Here is a 19,127-nt window from a genome sequence, read left to right on the forward strand (position 1 = left end):
GCGGCTTGACGCCCATCGAGTTCGAAGCCAAGCTAGCCGAGCCGCTCACACTCGCGGCCTAAACCGAACCTGTCACCAGTTCGTTCCTCACGCCCTTTTGTCGTTCTTGGCACCCCTCTTTCAGAGGGAGTGCCGACGTGGCAACTTCAACCACACACTTCGAAGCTCGACCGCTTCCCGTAGAGGACATGACAAGGCTGCTGGCCTTGCTGTTCGCCCCCGTCGCCGACGCACCCGAGGGGGTGCAGGCGGCATGAGTACCATCCACCTGCCCCGCAACCTGCGCCGCTACCTACCGGGTAAGCCGGACGCCGACACCGCAGTATGGCTCACCGTTCTGGGGGCCGCACTCGCCTTCGACATCGGCTTGGTGGTACTCATCACCCGAATGGCAGGCGTCTGATGGTCAGGCTCGATCCAGAAGCCGTACAGCTGCTCGGAGGCCCTGACGAGCCCGAGGTTGTCACCACGGCACTCGAATGGGCAGAGCGAGGATGGGCGGTCTTCCCGCTCCGCCCCAACGAGAAGATGCCCGCGATTGCGAGCCCACACCCGAAGGGTTCAAAGGAGAGGGCCGAGTGCACCGGCCAGTGCGGCAAGCTCGGCCACGGAGCGCACGACGCTAGCCGGGACCCAGAGAAGATCCGCCGGATGTTCGCGGGTCGACCGAATGCCAACATCGGCGGTGCGACCCTCGGGCGCGTGGTGTTCGACTTCGATATCCATCACGGAGCCGAACGGCGCGACGTGTTCCCGGTGACACGTGAGCACCTCAGCGGCCGAGGCAATGGCAACGTACACGTGATGTACCTCGTCGGAGGCGGCATCGCACAGCAGATCAGATCGGGGACCCACGTCCTCGGGGCCGGGGTGGATATCCGCGCCGGGGCGGGCTCCTACGTCGTCCTACCGCCCTCCACTCACCCGGAGACCGGCAAGCCTTATGCGGTCGCCGATGACACGGTGCCGGAGCACACGCTGACCGATGACGACGTGCGCGTGATCTGGTCCGCCTACGGCGCAAATCTCCCTGGTGGGGCCTCTCCTGCGCCCTCCCACGACCTCCCGGTGGGTGGGGTGCGTCTTGGTGGTCCCAGCATCGTTGAACTCCTCTCGAACCCTCCCGCGCGTCGAGAGGGACAGACCAACGACTGGCTGACCAAGGTTGCCGGTCACTACGCACACCAGTACCGCGACAAGCGGGATCTGTACGTGCTGCACGTTCGGCTTGCCGCCGCCATGGTCGATTCGAGCTATGAGGACATCGAGACCGTCATGGAGTCCATCTGGGGCATCGAGCAGGCCAAGCCGATCCCGGCGGACGAACGCGAGCAGCGGATCGCGGAGCGGGTAGAGGCGAAGCTGATCGAACACGAGGCCAAGGCGCAGTTCAACCGGGCGCTGGCGGAACTCGAACCGGCTGAGCCGTTCGACGCAGGGTCGCTCGCGGAGATCCTCGCGCGTCCCGATACCACTCGGTTCCGTGTCGATGGTTTGGTGCTCTCCGAAGGGTTCACCACGGTGGTGGCAGCGCGCAAAACCGGCAAGACCACGTTCAACCTAAACCTCGCGGACTCGCTGCTCACCGGGCGCGACTTCCTCGGGCGGTTCCCGGTCGAGCCGGTCGAAGGGCGTATCGCGCTGCTCAACTTCGAGGTGGCAGCGAAGCAAGTCGCTCACTGGGCCAACCTCGTCGGGGTCGATCCTGACCGGTTCGACATCGTGACACTTCGCGGACGCCGGAACCCGCTGCTGCATCCGCAGGATCGCGCCGACCTCGCGGAGTATCTCCGAGAGCGCGAAGTCGAGTTCCTGTTCGTGGACCCGCTGTCACGGGCCTTCTACGGCGACAACGCCAACGACAACACGCAGATGCAGCGGTTCCTATCCGACCTCGACACCTTCGCACGCTCAGAGGTCGGCGCGACTGATGTGGTGTTGAACGTCCACGCGGGCTGGAACGCTGACCGCTCGCGTGGCGCGTCGGCCACAGAAGACCACCCCGACTCGATTATCTGGCTCAAGCCCGGCGACCGGGAAAAGGGCGACAAGTCCACCTACATCGAGGCGAAGGGCCGCGACGTGGACGTGGAGGAGATGCAGCTGGCATTCGACCCGACCACCTACCGGCTGAGTCTGACCGGCGAAGGCTCGCGACGCGAGGTCAAGCAAGCGCAGAAACGGAGCGACCTCGAACCCGAGATCCTCAGGCTTGTGACCGCGAAGCCCGGTATCAACTCCGGTGCGATCACGGTGGGGCTCAAGGAGCGGGGCAACAGCTTCCAGAAGGGGGCCGAGAACGACGCCCTCCGAGCGATGCGAGCCGCTGGCCGCATCGGGTGGAAGAGAGGCCCGAACAACGCCTCGCTCTGGTACCCGGCGGGACACCCCAGCGCGGCGACGACGGCACCCCTCGCAGGTATCGGCGAGGAGGAGTTCTGATGCCGGTTTCCCCGAGTTTCCCCACACCCGGTTCCCCCGAGTTCCCCCAAGCCGGCGAGCCGCGTCACGACGCGGTTTCCCCGAGTTCCCCCGAGTTTCCCCACCGGTTCCCCCAGCCAGTTCCCCCGCCCCCTTTAGAGGGGCGGGGGAACGGGGAAACCCCGGGGAAGCCCAGCCAGAGGCACCCAGACGTACAAGCCAAGAACGACAACCTTCTCATCTCTTCCCAACCTTTCGCGCGCGATGGAGACGCTCTCATGAATGACACGACAACAGCAGACGCGGCCCAGGTGCGCCGCATGGTCCCTCGCATTCGTCGGATGCTCGCGGAGGCCCCTGACGGGATAGCCCGCGCCGCGCTCCGCCGTCGACTGAACAGCCGAGAGAAGCACCTGTACGACGCGGCGCTGTCGCTCCTCGTCGCGGTCGGTGACGTGGTGGCTGTGTCGGTGCAGCCGCGCGGGACGCGGTACGTGCTCACTGACGCAGCGCGCAAGACGCAGCCGGAACGACCGTCCCGGCTCGAAACCGAGGAGGCAGCGCAGTGAAGAAGCAGACACCCGAATGGCTGATGTGGGTCGGGCTCGTCGCCCTGCTGGTCGCCGCTCCGATCATCGGCGCGGCGACCAGCACCTGGATCGGCACGCCGTAACCAACTAGACCCCCGGCGGCTGTCAGCGTCCCGCCCGGACGTCCGCGACAGCCGTCGGGCTTCAACCACTAACACCGCCTGAGGAGGCAACCAAGATGAACACGAACGAAGACAACAACGACCGCCACGCGGAGCAGCTCGCCCGCGACACCCGCCGTGCGAAGCGCGCCCCTGAAATCGCGGCGTGGTTGCGGCTCGGGCCGCTGTACCTCCCCGAGATCATCGCGTTTCGACGGGATCGACTCATGGAGCGCGGGCGCAGCCTGGAAGAGGCGGAGTCCTACGCGTCGTCCTCGGTCATGTGGGACCTGCACGCCGTTGCGGGTGTTGGCGGGCCCGTCCGATACGTCGATGGGCTCCTGTGGCTGAACGAGGACCACCGCGCCGCCATCGACGCCTGGGTTCGCGACGATGCCGGTCACGGCATCTCGTTCGCGCCCGAGTCCGAGGAGGAACTGTGAGCGTCGACCCGTTCGAGCCGGTGGAGGTGGGGACCGACGCCCCGCCCCTCGGCCCCGGTGAGGAGTGGGTGGAGTCGGGGCAGCGCCCGGGGCACTTGTTCGTCGTCCAGTCGATCCCGGATGATGCCCCGGCGGTCGTGCGTGAGGGCCTCGCCCTGCGACGTATCCAGCGCGTCGAGGGCGAGTGTCCGTGTGGCGGGCCGTTGGTCTGGGCGGATGAACTCGATGACGACCAGCTGGCCAAGCTCCGTGCCCTCGGTCTGCTCGACGGTCACACGGTGCACGGCGTGCACTTCGGTGACTGTCCTGGCGGCGACAAGGTGCTGGTGCCCGCGCTCGCCGCGTGGCACGAGGAGCAGCAGCGCGACTGACGGGGTTGCGGGGCGACCCTACCGCCCCGCTTCCTCGTCGGATGTCCGCACGACTGCGAAGCGTGACGCCGGGTAAATCTCGGCACCGATCGACGTGGTGAATTGCAAGGCGAAATCAGTGCGGGTTGGATCGCCCGCGATCCACACAGACGGAACGAATGGAGGTGGCCCCGTGGCCCTAGACATCGGGACCCTGGTCGCGAAGATCAAGGTCGATGACGGCGACTTCGACCAGAAGACCAGCAGCTGGTCTACCCGTGGCGCGGCGATCGGTTCCGCCTTCGGCAACCTCGCGGCCGACGCGATCGCCCAGGCCGGGCAGATGCTCGCCGACTTCGTGGGCGACGCGATGGAAGCCAGCGACGCCACCGACAAGTTCAAGAAGACCCTGGAGTTCGGCGGGCTCAGCACCGCCAAGATCGACGCTCTCACCAAGAGCACGCAAGCGTACGCAGACACCACGACCTACTCGCTCGGTGACATCCAGTCGATCACCGCAACTCTGGCGGCGAACGGCGTCAAGGACTATGACTCCCTGGCGATGAGCCTCGGCAACCTGAACGCCGCCGCTGGCGGTAGCCCCGAGACCTTCGCCCGCGTGGGGTCCGTCCTGACACAGACAGCGGGCGCGGGCAAGCTGACCACCGAGAACTGGAATCAGCTCACCGACGCCATTCCGGGAGCCTCGGGACGACTGATGGACGCCCTGCTCCAGGCCGGAGCGTATACCGGCAACTTCCGGGAGGCGATGGAGAAGGGCGAGATCACCGCCGAGGAGTTCAACGCCGCGATCACCGAACTGGGGACCGAGCCCATCGCCGTGGAAGCGGCGAAGTCCACCGAGACATTCGAGGGTGCGGCGGGCAACCTGGCCGCGACGATCCAGTCTCAGCTGGTCGCGGCGCTGGATCTCGTCAAGGGGCCGATCAACGACGTGACTAACTTCCTGGCCGACCTGATCGCGAACACTGAGGTGTTCTTGCCGATCGTGGCCGGGCTCGGCGCAGTCATCTTGGCCGCGCTCGCCCCGGCGATCTGGGCGGCGGTCGTGGCGACGGCCGCGTGGACCCTCGCCCTGCTGGCAAACCCCATCACTTGGATCGTGCTGGGTATCGGGGCCCTCGTCGCCGCGATCGTCTGGCTCATCATGAACTGGGACACGGCCGTCGCCTGGATCTCCGAGGTCTGGGGCGGCTTCATCTCCTGGATCACCGGGGTGATCGACGGATTCGTGGGCTGGTGGAACTCGATCTGGGCGGCTGTGGGTCAGTGGATCTCCGATGTTTGGAATGGCTTCATCGGCTGGATCCAGGGCGTGTGGTCCGGGTTCGTCGGCTGGCTGATGGGCATCGTCAACGGCATCGCTTCGTGGTGGAACGGACTGTGGTCCGCGATCGGCAACTTCATCCAGGCGGTGTGGTCGGGGTTCGTCGCCTATGTGCGAGGCATCTTCCAGGGGTGGGTCTCCTGGATCATGGGTGCGCTGAATGGCTTCATCGGTTTCTGGTCGGGCATCTGGAACAACGTGAAGAACGCTGCGGTGGCTATTTGGAATGGCACGATCGCGTGGTTCCAGTCGATCCCGGACAAGATCATGGCGGTCTTCACCGGGGCGGCGACCTGGCTCTACAACATCGGCCGTGACGTTGTGCAGGGGCTGTGGAACGGCCTCAAGTCGATCTGGCAGTCGGTCTCGGCGTGGTTCCAGGACACGTTCGGCGGAATCGTCGACACCGTGGCCGGGATCTTCGGCATCGCCTCCCCGTCCCGGGTGTTCCGCGAGTTCGGTATCTACATCGGCGAGGGCCTGATCGACGGCCTGGACCGCATGTCGGGTCCGGTCGAGGATGCGTTCGCCGACACCTTCCGCGTGCCTGACCTGGGCGTGGTCGGTTCGGGTGGCGGCGGTGCCGTGGTGAACAACTACTCGAAGGAGATCACCTACGTGGCCGAGCCGAACGCCTCGTTCAACGCGCAGGAGGAGTTCTTCGCCGCGATGGGCTCGCCCAGGGTTCGCGACTGATGGGCAGGCTTGCAGCAGGGATGTCCGTCCTGCTTCCGGCTGGCGCTTCTGTGACCTCGGAGGAGCTCGCCCCGCTCGGGCCCGTCCTGGCACCCGCGAGTTCGCGGGAGACCCCACCGGACCCCAGGGAGCTGTACTCCAGTCTGATCGAGCAGGTGCATGTCGCAGTCGATAACGGCGCGAATGTGCCGTGTGTCGGATCGGATGCGGGGGAGTGGACTTCTGACGATCCTGCGGACCAGGAGCGCGCAGCTGACCGCTGCTGGGACTGCCCGCTCGTGTTCCAGTGTCGCGCCTACGCGATCGAGGCGGGCGAGCGGGCGGGGGTCTGGGGCGGCTTCGCGCCGGAGCTGGAACGCGCGCAGAATCGCCGAGCGTATCGACCGAGCGAAGAGGCGAAGCAGCGCGCGAAGGAACGGAGGCGTGCCCTCCGTGCTGCTCGGAAAGCTGAGGCGGAGGAGGGGAATTGTGCGGACGCATATGCGTACATTTTGATGGAAGGTGGGGCAGATAAAGCCCAGATCAAACCAGAGATTGGATACCCCACCATGAGTGCCAGAGCCACCGCCACCGAGATCCCCGTCAACACCTGCGCCTGTGGCAACTGCCACGAGCAGGTCGGACCCAAGGCTATCTACAGGCCCGGACATGATGCCGCCCACGTGAGCTACCTGCTCCAGGCGCTCGTGAACTCGTACGCGGACGGGCAACCCGTCACCAAGGCGGTCATCAACGCCCTCGCGAAGGAGCTCCCGAGCGAGCCGCTCCGCGCCAAGTTCCACCGTGCCGCCGCCCGCCTCGTCGCCAAGCACGAGGCCAACGCCAAGGAAACCAAGTGACCCAGCCTGGCGACCACATCGCCTTCGTCAGCACCACCGACGAGTACACCCGCCTCCGTGCGGGTGATACCGGCGTGGTGACCTCGGTCGACGACCTCGGGACGGTGCATGTTGCCTGGGATCCGGACGGCCACGTCCTTGGGCTCGTCCCTGGCATCGACGTGTGGCGACCGCTGCATCCACGTTGGGACGGCGAGCACGCCCCCATGACCGGAGGTGCGAAGTGAGCGCCGTTGTCACCAAGGTCTGTCGTCGGTGCGATCGGAACCTGCCCGTTGGCGCGTTCTCTCGGGTCCGGTCGGACCGGCCGTGGCTTCGATCGAAGTGCAAGGACTGTGAAGCCGCGCGGAAGCGCAACAGCCGAAAGGAGGCACGCCGTGGCGATGCCTGAGCGCCTAACCCTGGACGAGTTCATCGTGGCCACGATGGTCTCCCAAGGACCCGTGGACCCCGGCCAGACGATCCGGAACCTCCGAGAGCTCCGGATGCACCTGTCCCGGGCGGCGGAACTACATGACCCCGACCTCACCCTGGACGACGAGATCCCGCTCGCTCAGGCACTCTCGATCGCCCACGACGCGAACGACCTCGAAAGGCTCCGCCATGACCGCTAAGCGCGCCGCCTACTACGCTCGGGTCAGCACCGACCTCCAGATCGACAACACGTCGCTCCCGGAGCAGCGCGAGATCTGCGAAGCAGCGATCAGGGTCCGGGGCTGGGAACTCGTCGGGGCCTACGTCGACGAGGGCCTGTCGGGCACGGACGCGAACCGTCCGCAGTGGCGGCAGATGCTCCAGGATGCTCGCGACGGCAAGATCGACGCGATCGTGGTGTCCAAGCTCGACCGATTCGCCCGCAAGGCAGGTGACGCGATCCGGGAGACCGACCGCTTCGCCGAGATGGGCGTCGACCTGGTGCTGGTCAAAGAGCAGATCGACATGAGTACTCCGCAGGGCAAGATGATGCGGACTGTCATGGCGGGGTTCGCGGAGATGGAACGTGACACCATCGTCGCGCGCACTGCCGCAGGTCAGCGAGCCAAGGGGCGCGCTGGCGGCTGGGCGGGTTCGAAGCCGCCGTTCGGTTGGAAGCTCGAAGGGCTCAAGCGGGAAGCGCGTCCCGTACCGGACGAGCGCGAACGCGAGGTGCTGCGCGCTATACACCGCCTGTTCGTCAAGGAGCGGCTGTCGACTGCTGAGGTTGCCGAGCGGCTCAACCAGATGGGGATGCACCCGCGCCAGGCGGCGCAGTGGCAGTACCAGACCGTCCGCCAGACCGCCACGAACCCCTCGCTGTGGACGGGCGAGACGGAGTGGGGTTCGGCCACCACTGGCAACTATCGACCTCACCGCAAGGTCACCAAGATGAACCGCGACGGGACCCCGAAGTACGGCGACACCGTGAAGGTGCCACTCGGTGACCCGGTTTTCACCCGGCAGGAGTGGCTGGCCCTACAGCGGGCGGTCAACCGCAAGGCATCGATCACGCCCTCAGCACCCCAGCGGCAGATGCTCACCGGTCGTCTGTTCGGCCCGTGCGACATGGACAAGCACTACGACGGCGTGACCACGAAGTCTCGTCCGAACCCGTACTACGTGTGCTCGGGTCGCCGCTACCGGTCGAAGGAACAGCCGCGCTGCTCGTGCCCGCAGATCAAGGGACCAGCGATCGACGAGCCCGTATGGGCGGAGATCGCGGCGATGCTGGCCGACCCTGAGCGTCTGGAGCGTCTGGCGCGGCAGTGGCTCGAACTGGACGACTCCGCCGACCTGACCGACGAGGCTCCGATGATTGCGGCCCTGCGCAAGCAGGAGGCGACTTTGGAGCGGGCGATGGGGCGTGCGAAGGATCTGTACCTCATGGCCGATGACCCCGAGGAGCACCGGCAGACCATGGAGCGCCTTCGCGGCGAGCTTGCTGACGTGCGGGAGCGACTGGAGGGGCTCGCCGCCATGCGGGCCGTTCGTGGTGAGCAGGCGCAGCGGATCACGGATGTGGCGGCGCTCGCGGAGCGTGCCCGTGGCCGTCTGGAGAACGCGTCAGCGGCGATGCGACGTGAGGTCGTGGAACTGCTCGACGTGCGGGTGATCGCGTCGGACATCGTGCAGGGACGACCCCAGGCGATCACCATTCACGGAGTGCTCGACCCGTCGATGTTCCTGCCCGCCGACACCGCAGAACGCAAGCCAACGGAAGCGGCACGCTCCTGCCGTTGGTGTTCCTCATCCTCCCGTTGTCCGTCGTGTTCGCGATCTACCCTGGCCTGTTCATCCTGCGGCTCGGCATCGGATGAGTGGTCGTCGGGGGAGGCCGTGGGGGCTTACCTTTTGTCTATGGGAAGTCTCGAGTACAACAGCTCTCGTCCGCCGATCGAGGTCGACGACACCGTGCTGGCGCATCTGAAGATCGTGATCTCCACGAAGCTCCGTCGCCAGGAGAGCTTCATGATGACGTGGCCGTCGGGGAAGAAGAGCCCTGGCCGGCTGTCCGCGTGGATGCACCCGGCGATCCCGCTGGTGCTCGAGTTCGACGCCGAGCCGCCGCCGGCGATCGATCCGGCCCGGGTCAGTCACATGATGGAGCGGCTGAACGCCCGCGGTGAGCTCGTCATCGACGAGTTCACCTCCTGATCCCGCGGCGGCGCTCCGCGGCGCTCAGACGTCCCAATCCGGCAGTCCGCCGAGGTCTGAGGCGAGGCTCCCCTCGTCGGAGGCCTTGACCTGGAAGAGGAAAACCCGCGAGGTCGGGTGGACGAGCACGCTCGCCAGGCCGTCCGACGTGGCGAACGAGACGAAGGTGGGTTCAGCGCGCGCGGCGGCCTCGATCCTCTCTCGGAGGGCGGCGACATCGGTGCCGCGAGGCAGGGGATAGGTGAGCCCGTCGATCTCGACTCTGGCCCGCATCTCATCGTCAGGTCCAGGGCGCATGCGTGACAGGCTATCCCTCGTCCGGACGACCGGACCCGGGGTTGTGCGATTCGCGTGACGGGAGTACAGGGCCTCGCCGCTTCGCCCTCCGCGCGCCGATGACGATGACGATGACGGCGACGAGGATCACCACGCCGACGACGATCGCGATCAGCACCGGAATCGACGGCAGCAGAGGGTTGGGCTCCATAGGCGGGAGCCTATTGCGCCCGGGTCGGCTCCGGGGAGACCCGCGGACCTCCTTGACGGTGCTCCCGCGCGGAACGTCGCCAGCACACGAACGCGACGGCGGCCGCCGCCAGCATGGTGAAGGCGGCGGGAAGCCCACCCTCGGTCCCGAAATCGCCACCGGTGAGCAACGGTGCCGAGGAATCGGAAGGGGCGAGGAACAGGGGCGACGTGGAGTGCGGGTCCAACCCGCTCACCGGGATGCCGTAGACGTTGCCCATGCCGAAGTTCCAGCCGGCATGAATACCGCAGATGAGCCACAGCGACCGCTGCCAGAGTGCGACGAAGGTGGCGAAGATCGCGTACAGGAAGATGGTGGCGAAGGCCACCGGATGGCCGCCGACGCCATGCACCACCGTGAACAGCAGCGAGGGGACGAGGACTGCGAGCCACGTCGGGAATCGTTGCCCCACGCTCTGGAGGAGGAACCCGCGTGTCACGACTTCCTCATTGCCGCCCTGGACGATCACGGTGACGGCGAGAGCCAGGATCAGAGGTAGGGCGGGAAATCCGGAGGTGCCGCCCGCGGGGCCGGCGACCGCCTCGTACTGGCCCGTCAGCAGAAGGAACAGTATGGGTACGGAGATCAAGACGAGCCCGACGACGACGCCGAGCAGGAGAGCGAGCACGCCGCGCCCGGGTTGCCGGAAGCCGAGAGTGCGCACGTGTCGCCGCTCATAGAGGCCGACCCAGGCGAAGACGAGGCCGATGACGACGAGGTTGGCGAACGCCTCCTGGAACTGCGACGCGACGGAGCCCGCAGGAACGGGGGCCGCGATCGTGAGAGCCGCGAGCAGGCCGATCTGGACGATCCAGAGCGCGAGGAAGAGGATGATCGCCAGCCACCAGCTCGTGACTCTGGCACCTGACCGCGCGTCCGCGATGAAGGGGGACTCGTGAAGGGAGGCTCGTGCGGGGGAACTCGTGGAGGTCATGGGGTCCTGTCACGTCGCAAGGGGGCTTAGTTCGTCGAACGTAGCAACGGTGTCGACGCGGCGTCCATCGTTCTCACCCGGATGAACCGTCGGGAGGATCCGGCGATGCCCGGAACACCGACCTCCTGTGGATAATGTCCGCGCCGTGGCAGGTCTTCGATGCACACTGGCCGCATGATCTCTCGTGCGCGCTCGATGCTCCGTGCCTTCCACGACGACGAACGGGGAGACGTCCCGGGCTGGGTGCTCGTCACCCTGATGACCGCGGGCCTCGTCGTGCTCATCTGGGCGGTCGCCGGGCCCGCGCTCACCTCCCTCTTCGAGCAGGCCATCCAGCGGGTGTCGGGGCTCTGACATGCGCGCGCCTGCGGGGGTGACCGACGACCGCGGATCGAACCCGGTGGAGTTCGTGCTCGTCGGCACCCTGCTCACCGCGCTGACCCTCGCTGTGCTGCAGCTCGCGTTCGCGATCTACGTGCGCAACGTCGTCCACGATGCGGCCGTCGAAGGCGCGTACTACGCGGCGCTCGCCGACACGACCGCCAAGGAGGGGGAGGAGCGGGCGCGCGAGGTCATCCGTCGCGCGATCGGCCCCTCCTACGCCGACGACATCACGGTCGCCTCGGCGCGGCGGGAGGGACAGGAGACCGTCGAGGTCCGCATCCGGACGACCCTCCCGGTGTTCGGCCTCATCGGTGTCCCGGCAGCCCTGCAGGTCGAAGCCTCCGCACCGGCGGAGTCGTTCGATGCGCGATGACGCGGGATCGAGCTCGCTGGAGTTCATCACGGTCGGAGTGATCCTGCTCGTGCCGCTGCTGTACCTCGTGATCGCCGTGGGCTCGGTGCAGGAGCAGTCGCTCGGCGTCGAGGCCGCGGCGCGGCAGGCCGCACGTGCCATCGCCTCGGCACCTGACGTCGCAGGGGCCGCGGCCCGCGGGGAGCAGGTGCTGGACGGGATCGTCGCGGAGTACGGCATCGATCGCGGAGCGGTCGACGTCGCGGTGTCGTGTCGCCCCCGGGCATCGACCTGTCCGGCGGCGGGAGCGACGGTGGTCGTCACGGTCTCGACGCGCGTACCGCTGCCGCTCGTGCCGGGAGTGCTCGGACTCGACCAGGCGACGTCCGTCCCCGTGGAAGCCGTGTCGGTGCAGAAGGTCTCCCGACGCTGGAGCGGCGGATGAGCCGGCGCACGCGCGACGCGGACAAGGACGGAACGGGCGACGACGAGGGGAGCGTGCTGCTCCTCGTCCTCGGCTACCTGATCCTCGCGCTCGCCGTGCTGTTCGTGTGTGTCTGCGCCACCGACCTCTACCTCACCCAGAAGCGCCTGGACGGGCTCGCGGATGCGGCCGCGCTCGCCGGGGCGGACGGCTTCACGCTGCAGGTGGAGGGGGAGGTGCCGCGTGCGACGCTCACCGACGCGGGGGTGGCCGAGCAGGCGGGGCCGCTCGTCCGTGACGCGGGGTTCGCGGCGACCGTCGTCGGCGCGGGCACCCCGGACGGCGTGAGCGCGCGCGTCACCGTCGCAGCGATCTGGCATCCGCCCCTGCTCTCCCCATTCGTGCCCGACGGGGTGCCGCTGCAGGCGACGGCGACGAGCCGCACGGCGCTGCGCTAGCGACCGGGCGCTCAGTCCTCGGACGGGTCCGGCGTGCTCGGGGGCGTGCGGGGGACGAACCGGGGGATCCAGCGGAGGAACCCGGCGGCGCCGATGAGTCCGATCAGGCCCATGGCTCCCGCCGCGAACGACAGGGACGCGACCGCGGTGATGCCCGAGACGAGGAGCGGGGCGACCGCGCCGCCGGCATCGGTCAGCGTGCGCCACGACCCGAGGAACGCGGCGGGGTCGTGCTTCGGGGCGACATCCGCGCCGAGGGTCAGGAGGATGCCGCTCGACAGACCATTGCCGACACCGAGGACCGCGGCGAACATCCCGAACCAGAGCACCGCGGAGTCGACGTCGTGCGTGACCGACAGGGCGAGGAACCCTGCACCCATCAGCACCATCGCGGGCATCGCCGCCCAGAGCCGGCCGAAGCGGTCCATCACCTGGCCGCTGGCGTAGAAGAGGGCGAAGTCGATGGCTCCGGAAACGCCGACGACGAGCGCGATGGTCGAGGCGTCGAGGCCCAGCGAGAGTCCCCACAGCGGGAGGACGACCTGTCGCGCCGACCGCACCGCCGAGAGCGAGGCCGCGGCGAGCCCGAGCCGACCGAGCACTCCGCGCTGGCGCCACATCGTCTGGAAGATCCCGACCCGCTCGATGGTCGGGATCGACCCGCTCACGGCCTCGCCGCTGTCCTCCGCGAACCGGACGGTGGTCCGCAGTGGGGCGACGGTCTTCTCCGGATCCGGTCCGAAGAGCACGAGCACGACCATCACCACGAGGCAGGCGAGGAAGAACCAGATCGCGGCAGCCTCCGTGCCGAAGAGCTGCAGGAGGCCGGCGGAGACGAACGGGCCGATGAAGATGCCCAGGCGGAAGCTGCCGCCCAGCAGGGAGAGCGAGCGGGCGCGGAACGCCAGCGGCACCCGCGTGGTCATGAACGCGTGCCGGGCCAGCCCGAAGGCGGCTGCGCACAGGCCGAGGAGGAACACCGACGCCGCGAGGACCCCGAGTGACGGCGCGAAGACCATGCCGACGGCGGCGAGGATGGCGATGACGCCCGCGATGACCATCGTGAACCGCTCGCCGATGCGCCCCACGGCCCACCCGGCCGGGAGGTTGCCGCAGAGCTGGCCGACCACGAGCGCCGAGGCGACGAGGGCCGCGAAGGCGACGTCGGCACCCATCGACGCAGCGATGACCGGGATGAGCGGGATGACCGCACCTTCGCCGAGGGAGAAGAGGACGGTCGGCAGGTACACCATCGGCCCGAACTGGCGGAGGACCGTGGATGCGCTGCTCACGTCCCTCACGCTACTCCGGTCGGCGCGAAGGGCCGGACACGCCCGTCCCCGCGCGCGCGGGCGGCACGTTAGGCTGAGGTGTCATGCTCGAACTAGATCTCTCCGCCGAAATCCAGGCGCTCAGGCACACCTTCGGCGACATCAGCGAGGTCGTCGATGTCAACCGTCTCCGCGAGGACATCGCGCGTCTCAGCGAGGAGGCCGGCGCGCCCGACCTCTGGGACGACACCGAGAACGCCCAGAAGGTCACCAGCGCCCTGAGCCACCGCCAGTCGGAGCTCGCCCGCATCACCGGCATCGCCCAGCGCCTCGACGACCTCGAGGTGCTCGTCGATCTGGCGAACGAGATGGGCGACGAGGAGTCGGCGATCGAGGCGCGCAAGGAGCTGCAGACGCTCACCGACCTCATCAACCAGCTCGAGGTGCAGACGCTGCTCGACGGAGAGTACGACGAGCGCAGCGCGATCGTCACCATCCGCTCTGGCGCCGGCGGCGACGACGCCACCGACTTCGCCGAGATGCTCATGCGCATGTACCTGCGCTGGGCGGAGCGTCACAAGTACCCCGTCAAGGTGATGGACACCTCGTACGCGGAGGGCGCCGGCATCAAGTCGGCGACCTTCGAGATCGACGCACCCTACGCCTTCGGCACGATCTCGGTCGAGGCCGGCACGCACCGCCTCGCGCGCATCAGCCCGTTCGGATCCGCGGACAAGCGCCAGACGTCTTTCGCCGCCGTCGAGGTCATCCCGCTCATGGAGGAGGCGACCGAGGTCGACATCCCCGAGAGCGACATCCGGGTCGACGTGTTCCGCTCCTCCGGCCCCGGTGGACAGTCCGTCAACACGACCGACTCCGCCGTGCGCATCACCCACCTCCCGACCGGGATCGTCGTGTCGATGCAGAACGAGAAGTCGCAGATCCAGAACCGCGCCGCGGCCATGCGGGTGCTGCAGAACCGCCTCCTCCTGCTGCAGAAGGAGCAGGAGGCCGCCAAGAAGAAGGAGCTCGCCGGCAACATCACCGCGAGCTGGGGCGACCAGATGCGCTCCTACTTCCTCTACGGCCAGCAGCTCGTCAAGGACCTCCGCACGGGCCAGGAGTCCGGTAACCCGGCCGCCGTGTTCGACGGCGACCTCGATGACTTCATCTCCGCGGGCATCCGCTGGCGCAAGCGCAAAGACGAGGACTGACCCACACGACGAAGGCCCCGGGAGCTCCCGGGGCCTTCGTCGTGTGGTGCGGAAGGATCAGCGTGCCGACGCCTCGACGGTCACGCGGGCGACCTCCTGCAGCATCTCGTCCGTGATGACGATCACGTAGGACGGGCTTTCGGCGACGTCGAACGAGACGGTGCCCTCCGCCGTCGTCCCGGCGTTCTGCTCCGTGGACTCGAGCGTCGCGTCGCCGAAGATGTCGTAGTCGCCCTCGACGCCGTCGGCCGTCTCGACGGAGAAGTAGAGCGGGTTGACGTAGGTCGTCCCGTCGAGCGTCTCCCAGGCCACGTCGATCAACAGATAGCCGCCGTTGGCGGCCTCGAAGTCCGTGCCGTTGGTCGGTCCGAACGTGGCGGAACGGATGGTGACCTCGGCCGTGCCCTCGAGCTGCGGCACGGCGACCGGCTCGCCCAGCGTGCCCTCGGCGACCTCACCCGTACCCGCGTCGCCGGTGTCGTCGGTCTCCGGCGCCGGGCTCTGGCTCGTGCCGTCGTCGTAGTCGGGAAGCGTGACCGGGCGCACGGTGTTCGCGACGGCCAGCACGAAGAAGATGCTCACGACGATCGCGACGATGCCGCCGAGCACCGACACCCCGAGGCCGGTGATCCCCGGCCACTTGGTGCCCTTCAGGAACAGGGAGATGAGCGAGACGATGAACCCGGCCGCCAGGAGGAACCAGGCGAACGGGAGCGTCAGGGGGATGAACGCGAGGATGAGGCCGAGCGCGGCGATCCCGAGACCGACGAGGCCGAGCACCGACATCTTCTTCGGGCCGTCGGTGGCCGGTGCCTGGCCCGGATAGGCGGCCTGTCCGGGGTACGCGCCCTGTCCGGGGTACGCGCCCTGTCCGCCCGGTACCTGTCCCGGGTAGCCGCCGCCACTCTGCGAGCCCGGGTACGCACCCTGCGCCGGGTATCCGCCCTGGCCCTGATACGGGTTCTGGTCCGGGGAGAACGGTGCCGCGGGGGGATAGGCCGCCGTGCCGCCGTCGGTACCGGCCGGAGGGACGATCGGTGCCGCGCCGGGGAGGTCGTGCGCGCCGCTGGCGGGTGCCGTCCAGTCCTGCGCGGGCTCGGGAGCGACGATGAAGTCGGTCGCAGGCTCGTCCGGAGCGATCTCCCGTTCGGTGGCGACGGGTTCGGGTGTGGAGGGCTCCGCTGCGGCGGTCGGTTCCTCCGCCGGGGGAGCGCCGTCGGAAGTCGCCGCGGAGGCGCTCTCCGCGGAAGTGCTGTCCGCGCCCGCGTCCTCAGCCGCCGCAGCGGTCGTGTCCTCGGGCGTCGCGGTGGTCTCCGGCGCGAAGTGTTCGGTCCACTGCTGGCCGTCCCACCAGCGCAGGCGCCCGGAACCGTCGTCGTACCAGCCGGCAGGTGTCGTCATGGGGGTCCCCTCCGTGTGTGCGCTCGCGTGGTGGACGCGAATCGACACTCCATGTATAGCAGCGGGCGCGGACCTCGGTGGGCCGACGGGGGAGGAGGAAGAGCGGCACGGCGTGCCGCGCGGCGGGGTGTCGTGCCGGGGCGACGCCCGTGCCGCGCTTAGGCTCGAGTCGCCATGATTCGGTTCGAGAACGTCACGAAACGCTACCGCGGGACGTCGAAGCCCGCCCTGTCCGGTGTCGACTTCGAGGTGCAGCGCGGGGAGTTCGTCTTCCTGGTCGGTGCCTCCGGGTCCGGCAAATCCTCCTGTCTGCGCCTCATCCTCCGCGAGGACGTGCCGACGACGGGCCGTGTCGCCGTCCTCGGCCGCGACCTGAGGGCTCTGGCGAACCGGAAGGTGCCCTACTTCCGTCGGCACATCGGCTCCGTGTTCCAGGACTTCCGCCTGCTCCCGTCCAAGACCGTCCATCAGAACGTCGCCTTCACGCTGCAGGTCACCGGCTCGTCCCGGGGCTTCATCCAGCAGGCGGTTCCCGAGGCGCTCGCCCTCGTCGGGCTCGACGGCAAGGAGAAGCGCATGCCGCACGAGCTCTCCGGCGGCGAGCAGCAGCGCGTCGCCATCGCCAGGGCGCTCGTCAACCGTCCTCAGGTGCTGCTCGCCGACGAGCCCACCGGAAACCTCGACCCGGCGACCTCCGTCGACATCATGCAGCTGCTCGCCCGGATCAACGCGGGTGGCACGACGGTGCTCATGGCCACCCACGAGGCCGGGTTCGTCGACCAGATGCGCCGCCGCGTGATCGAGCTCCGCGACGGCGAGATGGTCCGCGACGAGGTGCACGGCGGATACGGCGACACCTCGAACATCCCGCGCCTGGTGCCGGAGGAGGTCCGCGGTGCCGCGGCCGCCGCAGCCCTCACGGCCGTGCAGGAGGTGCAACGCCAGACCGCCGACCTCTCCGTGGTCCGCGCGGCCCTGGCGGAGGAGCTGGACGCCCAGCGCCGTGCCGCCGCCGCGTCTCCCGCGGTCACCAAGCCCGCCGCCGAACCCGCTCCGCAGGTGGTCGAGCCGCCGGAGCCCTCGCGGGAGCCCGGCGTGGTCGAACCGCCGGACGTCGTGCAGCCACCGGCCGCGCCGCAGCCCGCTGCCGAGCGTCCCGCGCCCGCCGGTCCGCGCACGCATCCGATCGTGATCCCGGAGGTGGACGTCGCCGAGCTCGGCGTCGCCGACCGCCTCGGGCTGTCCGACCAGGACGACGAGGAAGTGGGCCCGACCTCATGAGAATCGGCCTGATCCTGACCGAGGCCCTCGTCGGCCTGCGGCGCAACATCTCGATGGTCATCTCCGTCGTGCTCGTCACCTTCGTGTCGCTGACGTTCGTCGGCGCCGCGATCCTCATGCAGTCCCAGATCGGCGTCATGCGCGGCTATTGGGCCGAGCGCGCCCAGGTGGCCGTCTACATGTGCTCCGCGGTGTCGGAGTCGGACACCTGCGTCGACGGCGCGGCGAGCGAGGAGCAGGTCGCCGCCGTGCGCGCCCAGCTCGAGGGCGACGCGTTGTCGCCGCTCATCAGCTCCATGACCTTCGACACGAAGGAGGAGACCTACGCCAAGCTCGTCGAGCAGGTCGGGGAGGAGCAGGCCAGCGTGCTCTCGCCCGATCAGGCGTTCGAGGTCTTCTTCGTCACGATGAAGGACCCGGGCCAGTCGCAGGTCCTCGCCGAGGCCTTCAACGGCCAAGCCGGAGTGGAACAGGTCCAGGACCAGCTCCAATACCTCGAACCGCTGTTCTCCGCGCTCACCGTGGCGACGTACATCGCCGTCGGTATCGCGGTCCTCATGCTCATCGCCGCGACGCTTCTGATCGCCACCACCATCCGCTTGTCCGCCTATGCGCGGCGGAAGGAGATCGGGATCATGCGCCTGGTCGGCGCCTCGAACCGCTTCATCCAGACGCCGTTCGTGCTGGAGGGCGTCTTCGCCGCGTTGCTGGGCTCGGCTCTCGCGAGCGCGGCGGTCGTCGCCGGCATGCACTTCGGCGTGAACGGTTATCTCCGCGGTCGGGTGCCGTTCATCACGACGTGGGTGACCATGCAGGACGCGATCCTCGTGGTGCCGGTCCTCGTCGGGATCGGCGTCGTGCTCGCGGCGCTCTCGGCCGGCTTCGCGATCCGGCGTTGGCTGCGCACCTGATACCCTGAAAGGCTGCTCGACCGATCCGCTGTCGAGCCGTCCACAGCACCACAGCACAGGAGATCATCATGCCCAGGGAACGCGGGGAGAAGGTCATCGCGACCAATCGTCGCGCGCGTCACGACTACAACATCGAGAAGTCGTACGAGGCGGGGATGGTGCTCACCGGCACCGAGGTGAAGTCGCTCCGTCAGGGGCGCGCGAACCTCAGCGACGGGTACGCGTTCGTGAAGGGCAACGAGGTCTTCCTCGATGCCGTGCACATCCCGGAGTACTCGCAGGGGCACTGGACGAACCACTCGGCCAAGCGCATCCGCAAGCTGCTCCTGCACCGGGAGGAGATCGCGAAGCTCGCTCACGCCGTCTCCGCGGGCGGGTACACGCTGATCCCGCTCAAGCTGTACTTCTCGGACGGTCGCGCCAAGGTCGAGATCGCCCTCGCGAAGGGCAAGCGCGAGTACGACAAGCGCCAGACCCTCCGTGAGCGTCAGGACACCCGCGAGGCCGAGCGCGCGATGCGCCTGCGCAACAGGGTCGGCGAGTAGCCCGAGC

23 protein-coding genes and 1 pseudogene are annotated in these 19,127 nt (G+C 68.3%); 19 read left to right on the forward strand and 5 right to left on the reverse strand.

Annotated features, from left to right (window positions below; genetic code table 11):
• The first annotated feature begins 253 nt into the window (after positions 1-253).
• The 11 genes and pseudogenes from ACIGJI_RS16885 to ACIGJI_RS16935 all read left to right on the forward strand — a co-directional run bounded on the left by ACIGJI_RS16885 (position 254) and on the right by ACIGJI_RS16935 (position 9,419).
• Positions 254-403 carry a hypothetical protein gene (locus ACIGJI_RS16885; protein ID WP_363447794.1) on the forward strand — a complete coding sequence of 50 codons (150 nt, stop codon included), beginning with the start codon at positions 254-256 and terminating at the stop codon, positions 401-403.
• Positions 403-2,442: an AAA family ATPase gene (locus ACIGJI_RS16890; protein ID WP_363447795.1), complete on the forward strand. Its 2,040-nt coding sequence runs from the start codon at positions 403-405 to the stop codon at positions 2,440-2,442. Before ACIGJI_RS16885 ends, ACIGJI_RS16890 begins: the two co-directional genes overlap by 1 nt.
• 257 nt (positions 2,443-2,699) lie before the next feature.
• The gene (locus ACIGJI_RS16895) at positions 2,700-2,990 is read left to right on the forward strand and encodes a hypothetical protein (RefSeq protein ID WP_363447796.1); all 291 of its coding nucleotides are present in this window, start codon (positions 2,700-2,702) and stop codon (positions 2,988-2,990) included.
• A gap of 199 nt (positions 2,991-3,189) precedes the next feature.
• Entirely contained in the window at positions 3,190-3,555 is a 366-nt protein-coding gene (locus tag ACIGJI_RS16900) for a hypothetical protein (protein ID WP_363447797.1), read from the forward strand.
• Positions 3,552-3,926, forward strand: a complete 375-nt coding sequence (locus ACIGJI_RS16905) for a hypothetical protein (protein WP_363447799.1) — start codon at positions 3,552-3,554, stop codon at positions 3,924-3,926. The genes ACIGJI_RS16900 and ACIGJI_RS16905 overlap by 4 nt, the downstream gene beginning before the upstream one ends.
• 172 nt (positions 3,927-4,098) lie before the next feature.
• Complete coding sequence (locus ACIGJI_RS16910) at positions 4,099-5,949, forward strand: tape measure protein (RefSeq protein ID WP_363447801.1); 1,851 nt, start codon at positions 4,099-4,101, stop codon at positions 5,947-5,949.
• A 20-nt stretch (positions 5,950-5,969) separates the two neighbouring features.
• Positions 5,970-6,299, forward strand: a pseudogene (locus ACIGJI_RS16915) (WhiB family transcriptional regulator); the annotation flags it as partial.
• Positions 6,300-6,497: 198 nt separating this feature from the next.
• Complete coding sequence (locus tag ACIGJI_RS16920; protein ID WP_363447861.1) at positions 6,498-6,788, forward strand: hypothetical protein; 291 nt, start codon at positions 6,498-6,500, stop codon at positions 6,786-6,788.
• Positions 6,785-7,015 (forward strand): DUF4314 domain-containing protein, encoded by a 231-nt coding sequence (locus ACIGJI_RS16925; RefSeq protein WP_359801374.1) that lies wholly within the window; start codon positions 6,785-6,787, stop codon positions 7,013-7,015. The genes ACIGJI_RS16920 and ACIGJI_RS16925 overlap by 4 nt, the downstream gene beginning before the upstream one ends.
• A 156-nt stretch (positions 7,016-7,171) precedes the next feature.
• Positions 7,172-7,402: a hypothetical protein gene (locus ACIGJI_RS16930; RefSeq protein WP_363447802.1), complete on the forward strand. Its 231-nt coding sequence runs from the start codon at positions 7,172-7,174 to the stop codon at positions 7,400-7,402.
• A complete protein-coding gene (locus ACIGJI_RS16935) occupies positions 7,392-9,419 on the forward strand; it encodes a recombinase family protein (RefSeq protein ID WP_363447805.1) in 2,028 nt (675 codons plus the stop codon). Before ACIGJI_RS16930 ends, ACIGJI_RS16935 begins: the two co-directional genes overlap by 11 nt.
• Before the next feature lie 24 nt (positions 9,420-9,443).
• On the opposite strand, the gene ACIGJI_RS16940 is transcribed toward ACIGJI_RS16935, so the two are convergent.
• The 3 genes from ACIGJI_RS16940 to ACIGJI_RS16950 are packed head-to-tail and all read right to left on the reverse strand — an operon-like array spanning position 9,444 to position 10,879.
• A complete protein-coding gene (locus ACIGJI_RS16940; RefSeq protein ID WP_187661901.1) occupies positions 9,444-9,716 on the reverse strand; it encodes a hypothetical protein in 273 nt (90 codons plus the stop codon).
• 10 nt (positions 9,717-9,726) lie between these two features.
• The gene (locus tag ACIGJI_RS16945) at positions 9,727-9,906 is read right to left on the reverse strand and encodes a hypothetical protein (protein ID WP_280568798.1); all 180 of its coding nucleotides are present in this window, start codon (positions 9,904-9,906) and stop codon (positions 9,727-9,729) included.
• A gap of 10 nt (positions 9,907-9,916) precedes the next feature.
• Positions 9,917-10,879, reverse strand: coding sequence for a type II CAAX endopeptidase family protein (locus tag ACIGJI_RS16950; protein WP_363447807.1), 963 nt, complete (start codon positions 10,877-10,879; stop codon positions 9,917-9,919).
• Between the two features lie 174 nt (positions 10,880-11,053).
• Here ACIGJI_RS16950 and ACIGJI_RS16955 point away from each other — a divergent pair, with 174 nt between their 5' ends.
• Genes ACIGJI_RS16955 through ACIGJI_RS16970 form a run of 4 tightly spaced genes read left to right on the forward strand, consistent with a single transcriptional unit; the run spans position 11,054 to position 12,497 of the window.
• The gene (locus tag ACIGJI_RS16955) at positions 11,054-11,233 is read left to right on the forward strand and encodes a hypothetical protein (protein ID WP_075245484.1); all 180 of its coding nucleotides are present in this window, start codon (positions 11,054-11,056) and stop codon (positions 11,231-11,233) included.
• 1 nt (position 11,234) lies between these two features.
• Positions 11,235-11,636: a TadE/TadG family type IV pilus assembly protein gene (locus ACIGJI_RS16960; RefSeq protein WP_363447809.1), complete on the forward strand. Its 402-nt coding sequence runs from the start codon at positions 11,235-11,237 to the stop codon at positions 11,634-11,636.
• Positions 11,626-12,060 carry a TadE family protein gene (locus ACIGJI_RS16965; RefSeq protein WP_363447811.1) on the forward strand — a complete coding sequence of 145 codons (435 nt, stop codon included), beginning with the start codon at positions 11,626-11,628 and terminating at the stop codon, positions 12,058-12,060. The genes ACIGJI_RS16960 and ACIGJI_RS16965 overlap by 11 nt, the downstream gene beginning before the upstream one ends.
• On the forward strand, positions 12,057-12,497 hold the full coding sequence (locus ACIGJI_RS16970; protein WP_363447813.1) for a pilus assembly protein TadG-related protein: 441 nt from the start codon (positions 12,057-12,059) through the stop codon (positions 12,495-12,497). Before ACIGJI_RS16965 ends, ACIGJI_RS16970 begins: the two co-directional genes overlap by 4 nt.
• A gap of 11 nt (positions 12,498-12,508) precedes the next feature.
• Here the strand turns inward: ACIGJI_RS16970 and ACIGJI_RS16975 are convergent, their stop codons facing one another.
• Entirely contained in the window at positions 12,509-13,750 is a 1,242-nt protein-coding gene (locus ACIGJI_RS16975; RefSeq protein WP_363447859.1) for an MFS transporter, read from the reverse strand.
• 122 nt (positions 13,751-13,872) lie between these two features.
• Between ACIGJI_RS16975 and prfB the strand changes: the two genes are divergently transcribed.
• Positions 13,873-14,982 carry a peptide chain release factor 2 gene (gene prfB, locus ACIGJI_RS16980; protein WP_025105296.1) on the forward strand — a complete coding sequence of 370 codons (1,110 nt, stop codon included), beginning with the start codon at positions 13,873-13,875 and terminating at the stop codon, positions 14,980-14,982.
• Between the two features lie 57 nt (positions 14,983-15,039).
• Here prfB and ACIGJI_RS16985 read toward each other — a convergent pair whose 3' ends face one another.
• A complete protein-coding gene (locus ACIGJI_RS16985) occupies positions 15,040-16,383 on the reverse strand; it encodes a DUF2510 domain-containing protein (protein WP_363447815.1) in 1,344 nt (447 codons plus the stop codon).
• A 174-nt stretch (positions 16,384-16,557) separates the two neighbouring features.
• Here ACIGJI_RS16985 and ftsE point away from each other — a divergent pair, with 174 nt between their 5' ends.
• The 3 genes from ftsE to smpB all read left to right on the forward strand — a co-directional run bounded on the left by ftsE (position 16,558) and on the right by smpB (position 19,120).
• On the forward strand, positions 16,558-17,664 hold the full coding sequence (ftsE, locus tag ACIGJI_RS16990) for a cell division ATP-binding protein FtsE (protein WP_280571718.1): 1,107 nt from the start codon (positions 16,558-16,560) through the stop codon (positions 17,662-17,664).
• Positions 17,661-18,575, forward strand: coding sequence for a permease-like cell division protein FtsX (ftsX, locus tag ACIGJI_RS16995; protein ID WP_187661891.1), 915 nt, complete (start codon positions 17,661-17,663; stop codon positions 18,573-18,575). The genes ftsE and ftsX overlap by 4 nt, the downstream gene beginning before the upstream one ends.
• Positions 18,576-18,643: 68 nt before the next feature.
• The gene (gene smpB, locus ACIGJI_RS17000) at positions 18,644-19,120 is read left to right on the forward strand and encodes an SsrA-binding protein SmpB (RefSeq protein ID WP_050722832.1); all 477 of its coding nucleotides are present in this window, start codon (positions 18,644-18,646) and stop codon (positions 19,118-19,120) included.
• The last annotated feature ends 7 nt before the right edge of the window (positions 19,121-19,127 follow it).

Source organism: Microbacterium sp. NPDC064978 (assembly GCF_044543605.1).
Taxonomy (GTDB): domain Bacteria; phylum Actinomycetota; class Actinomycetes; order Actinomycetales; family Microbacteriaceae; genus Microbacterium; species Microbacterium meiriae.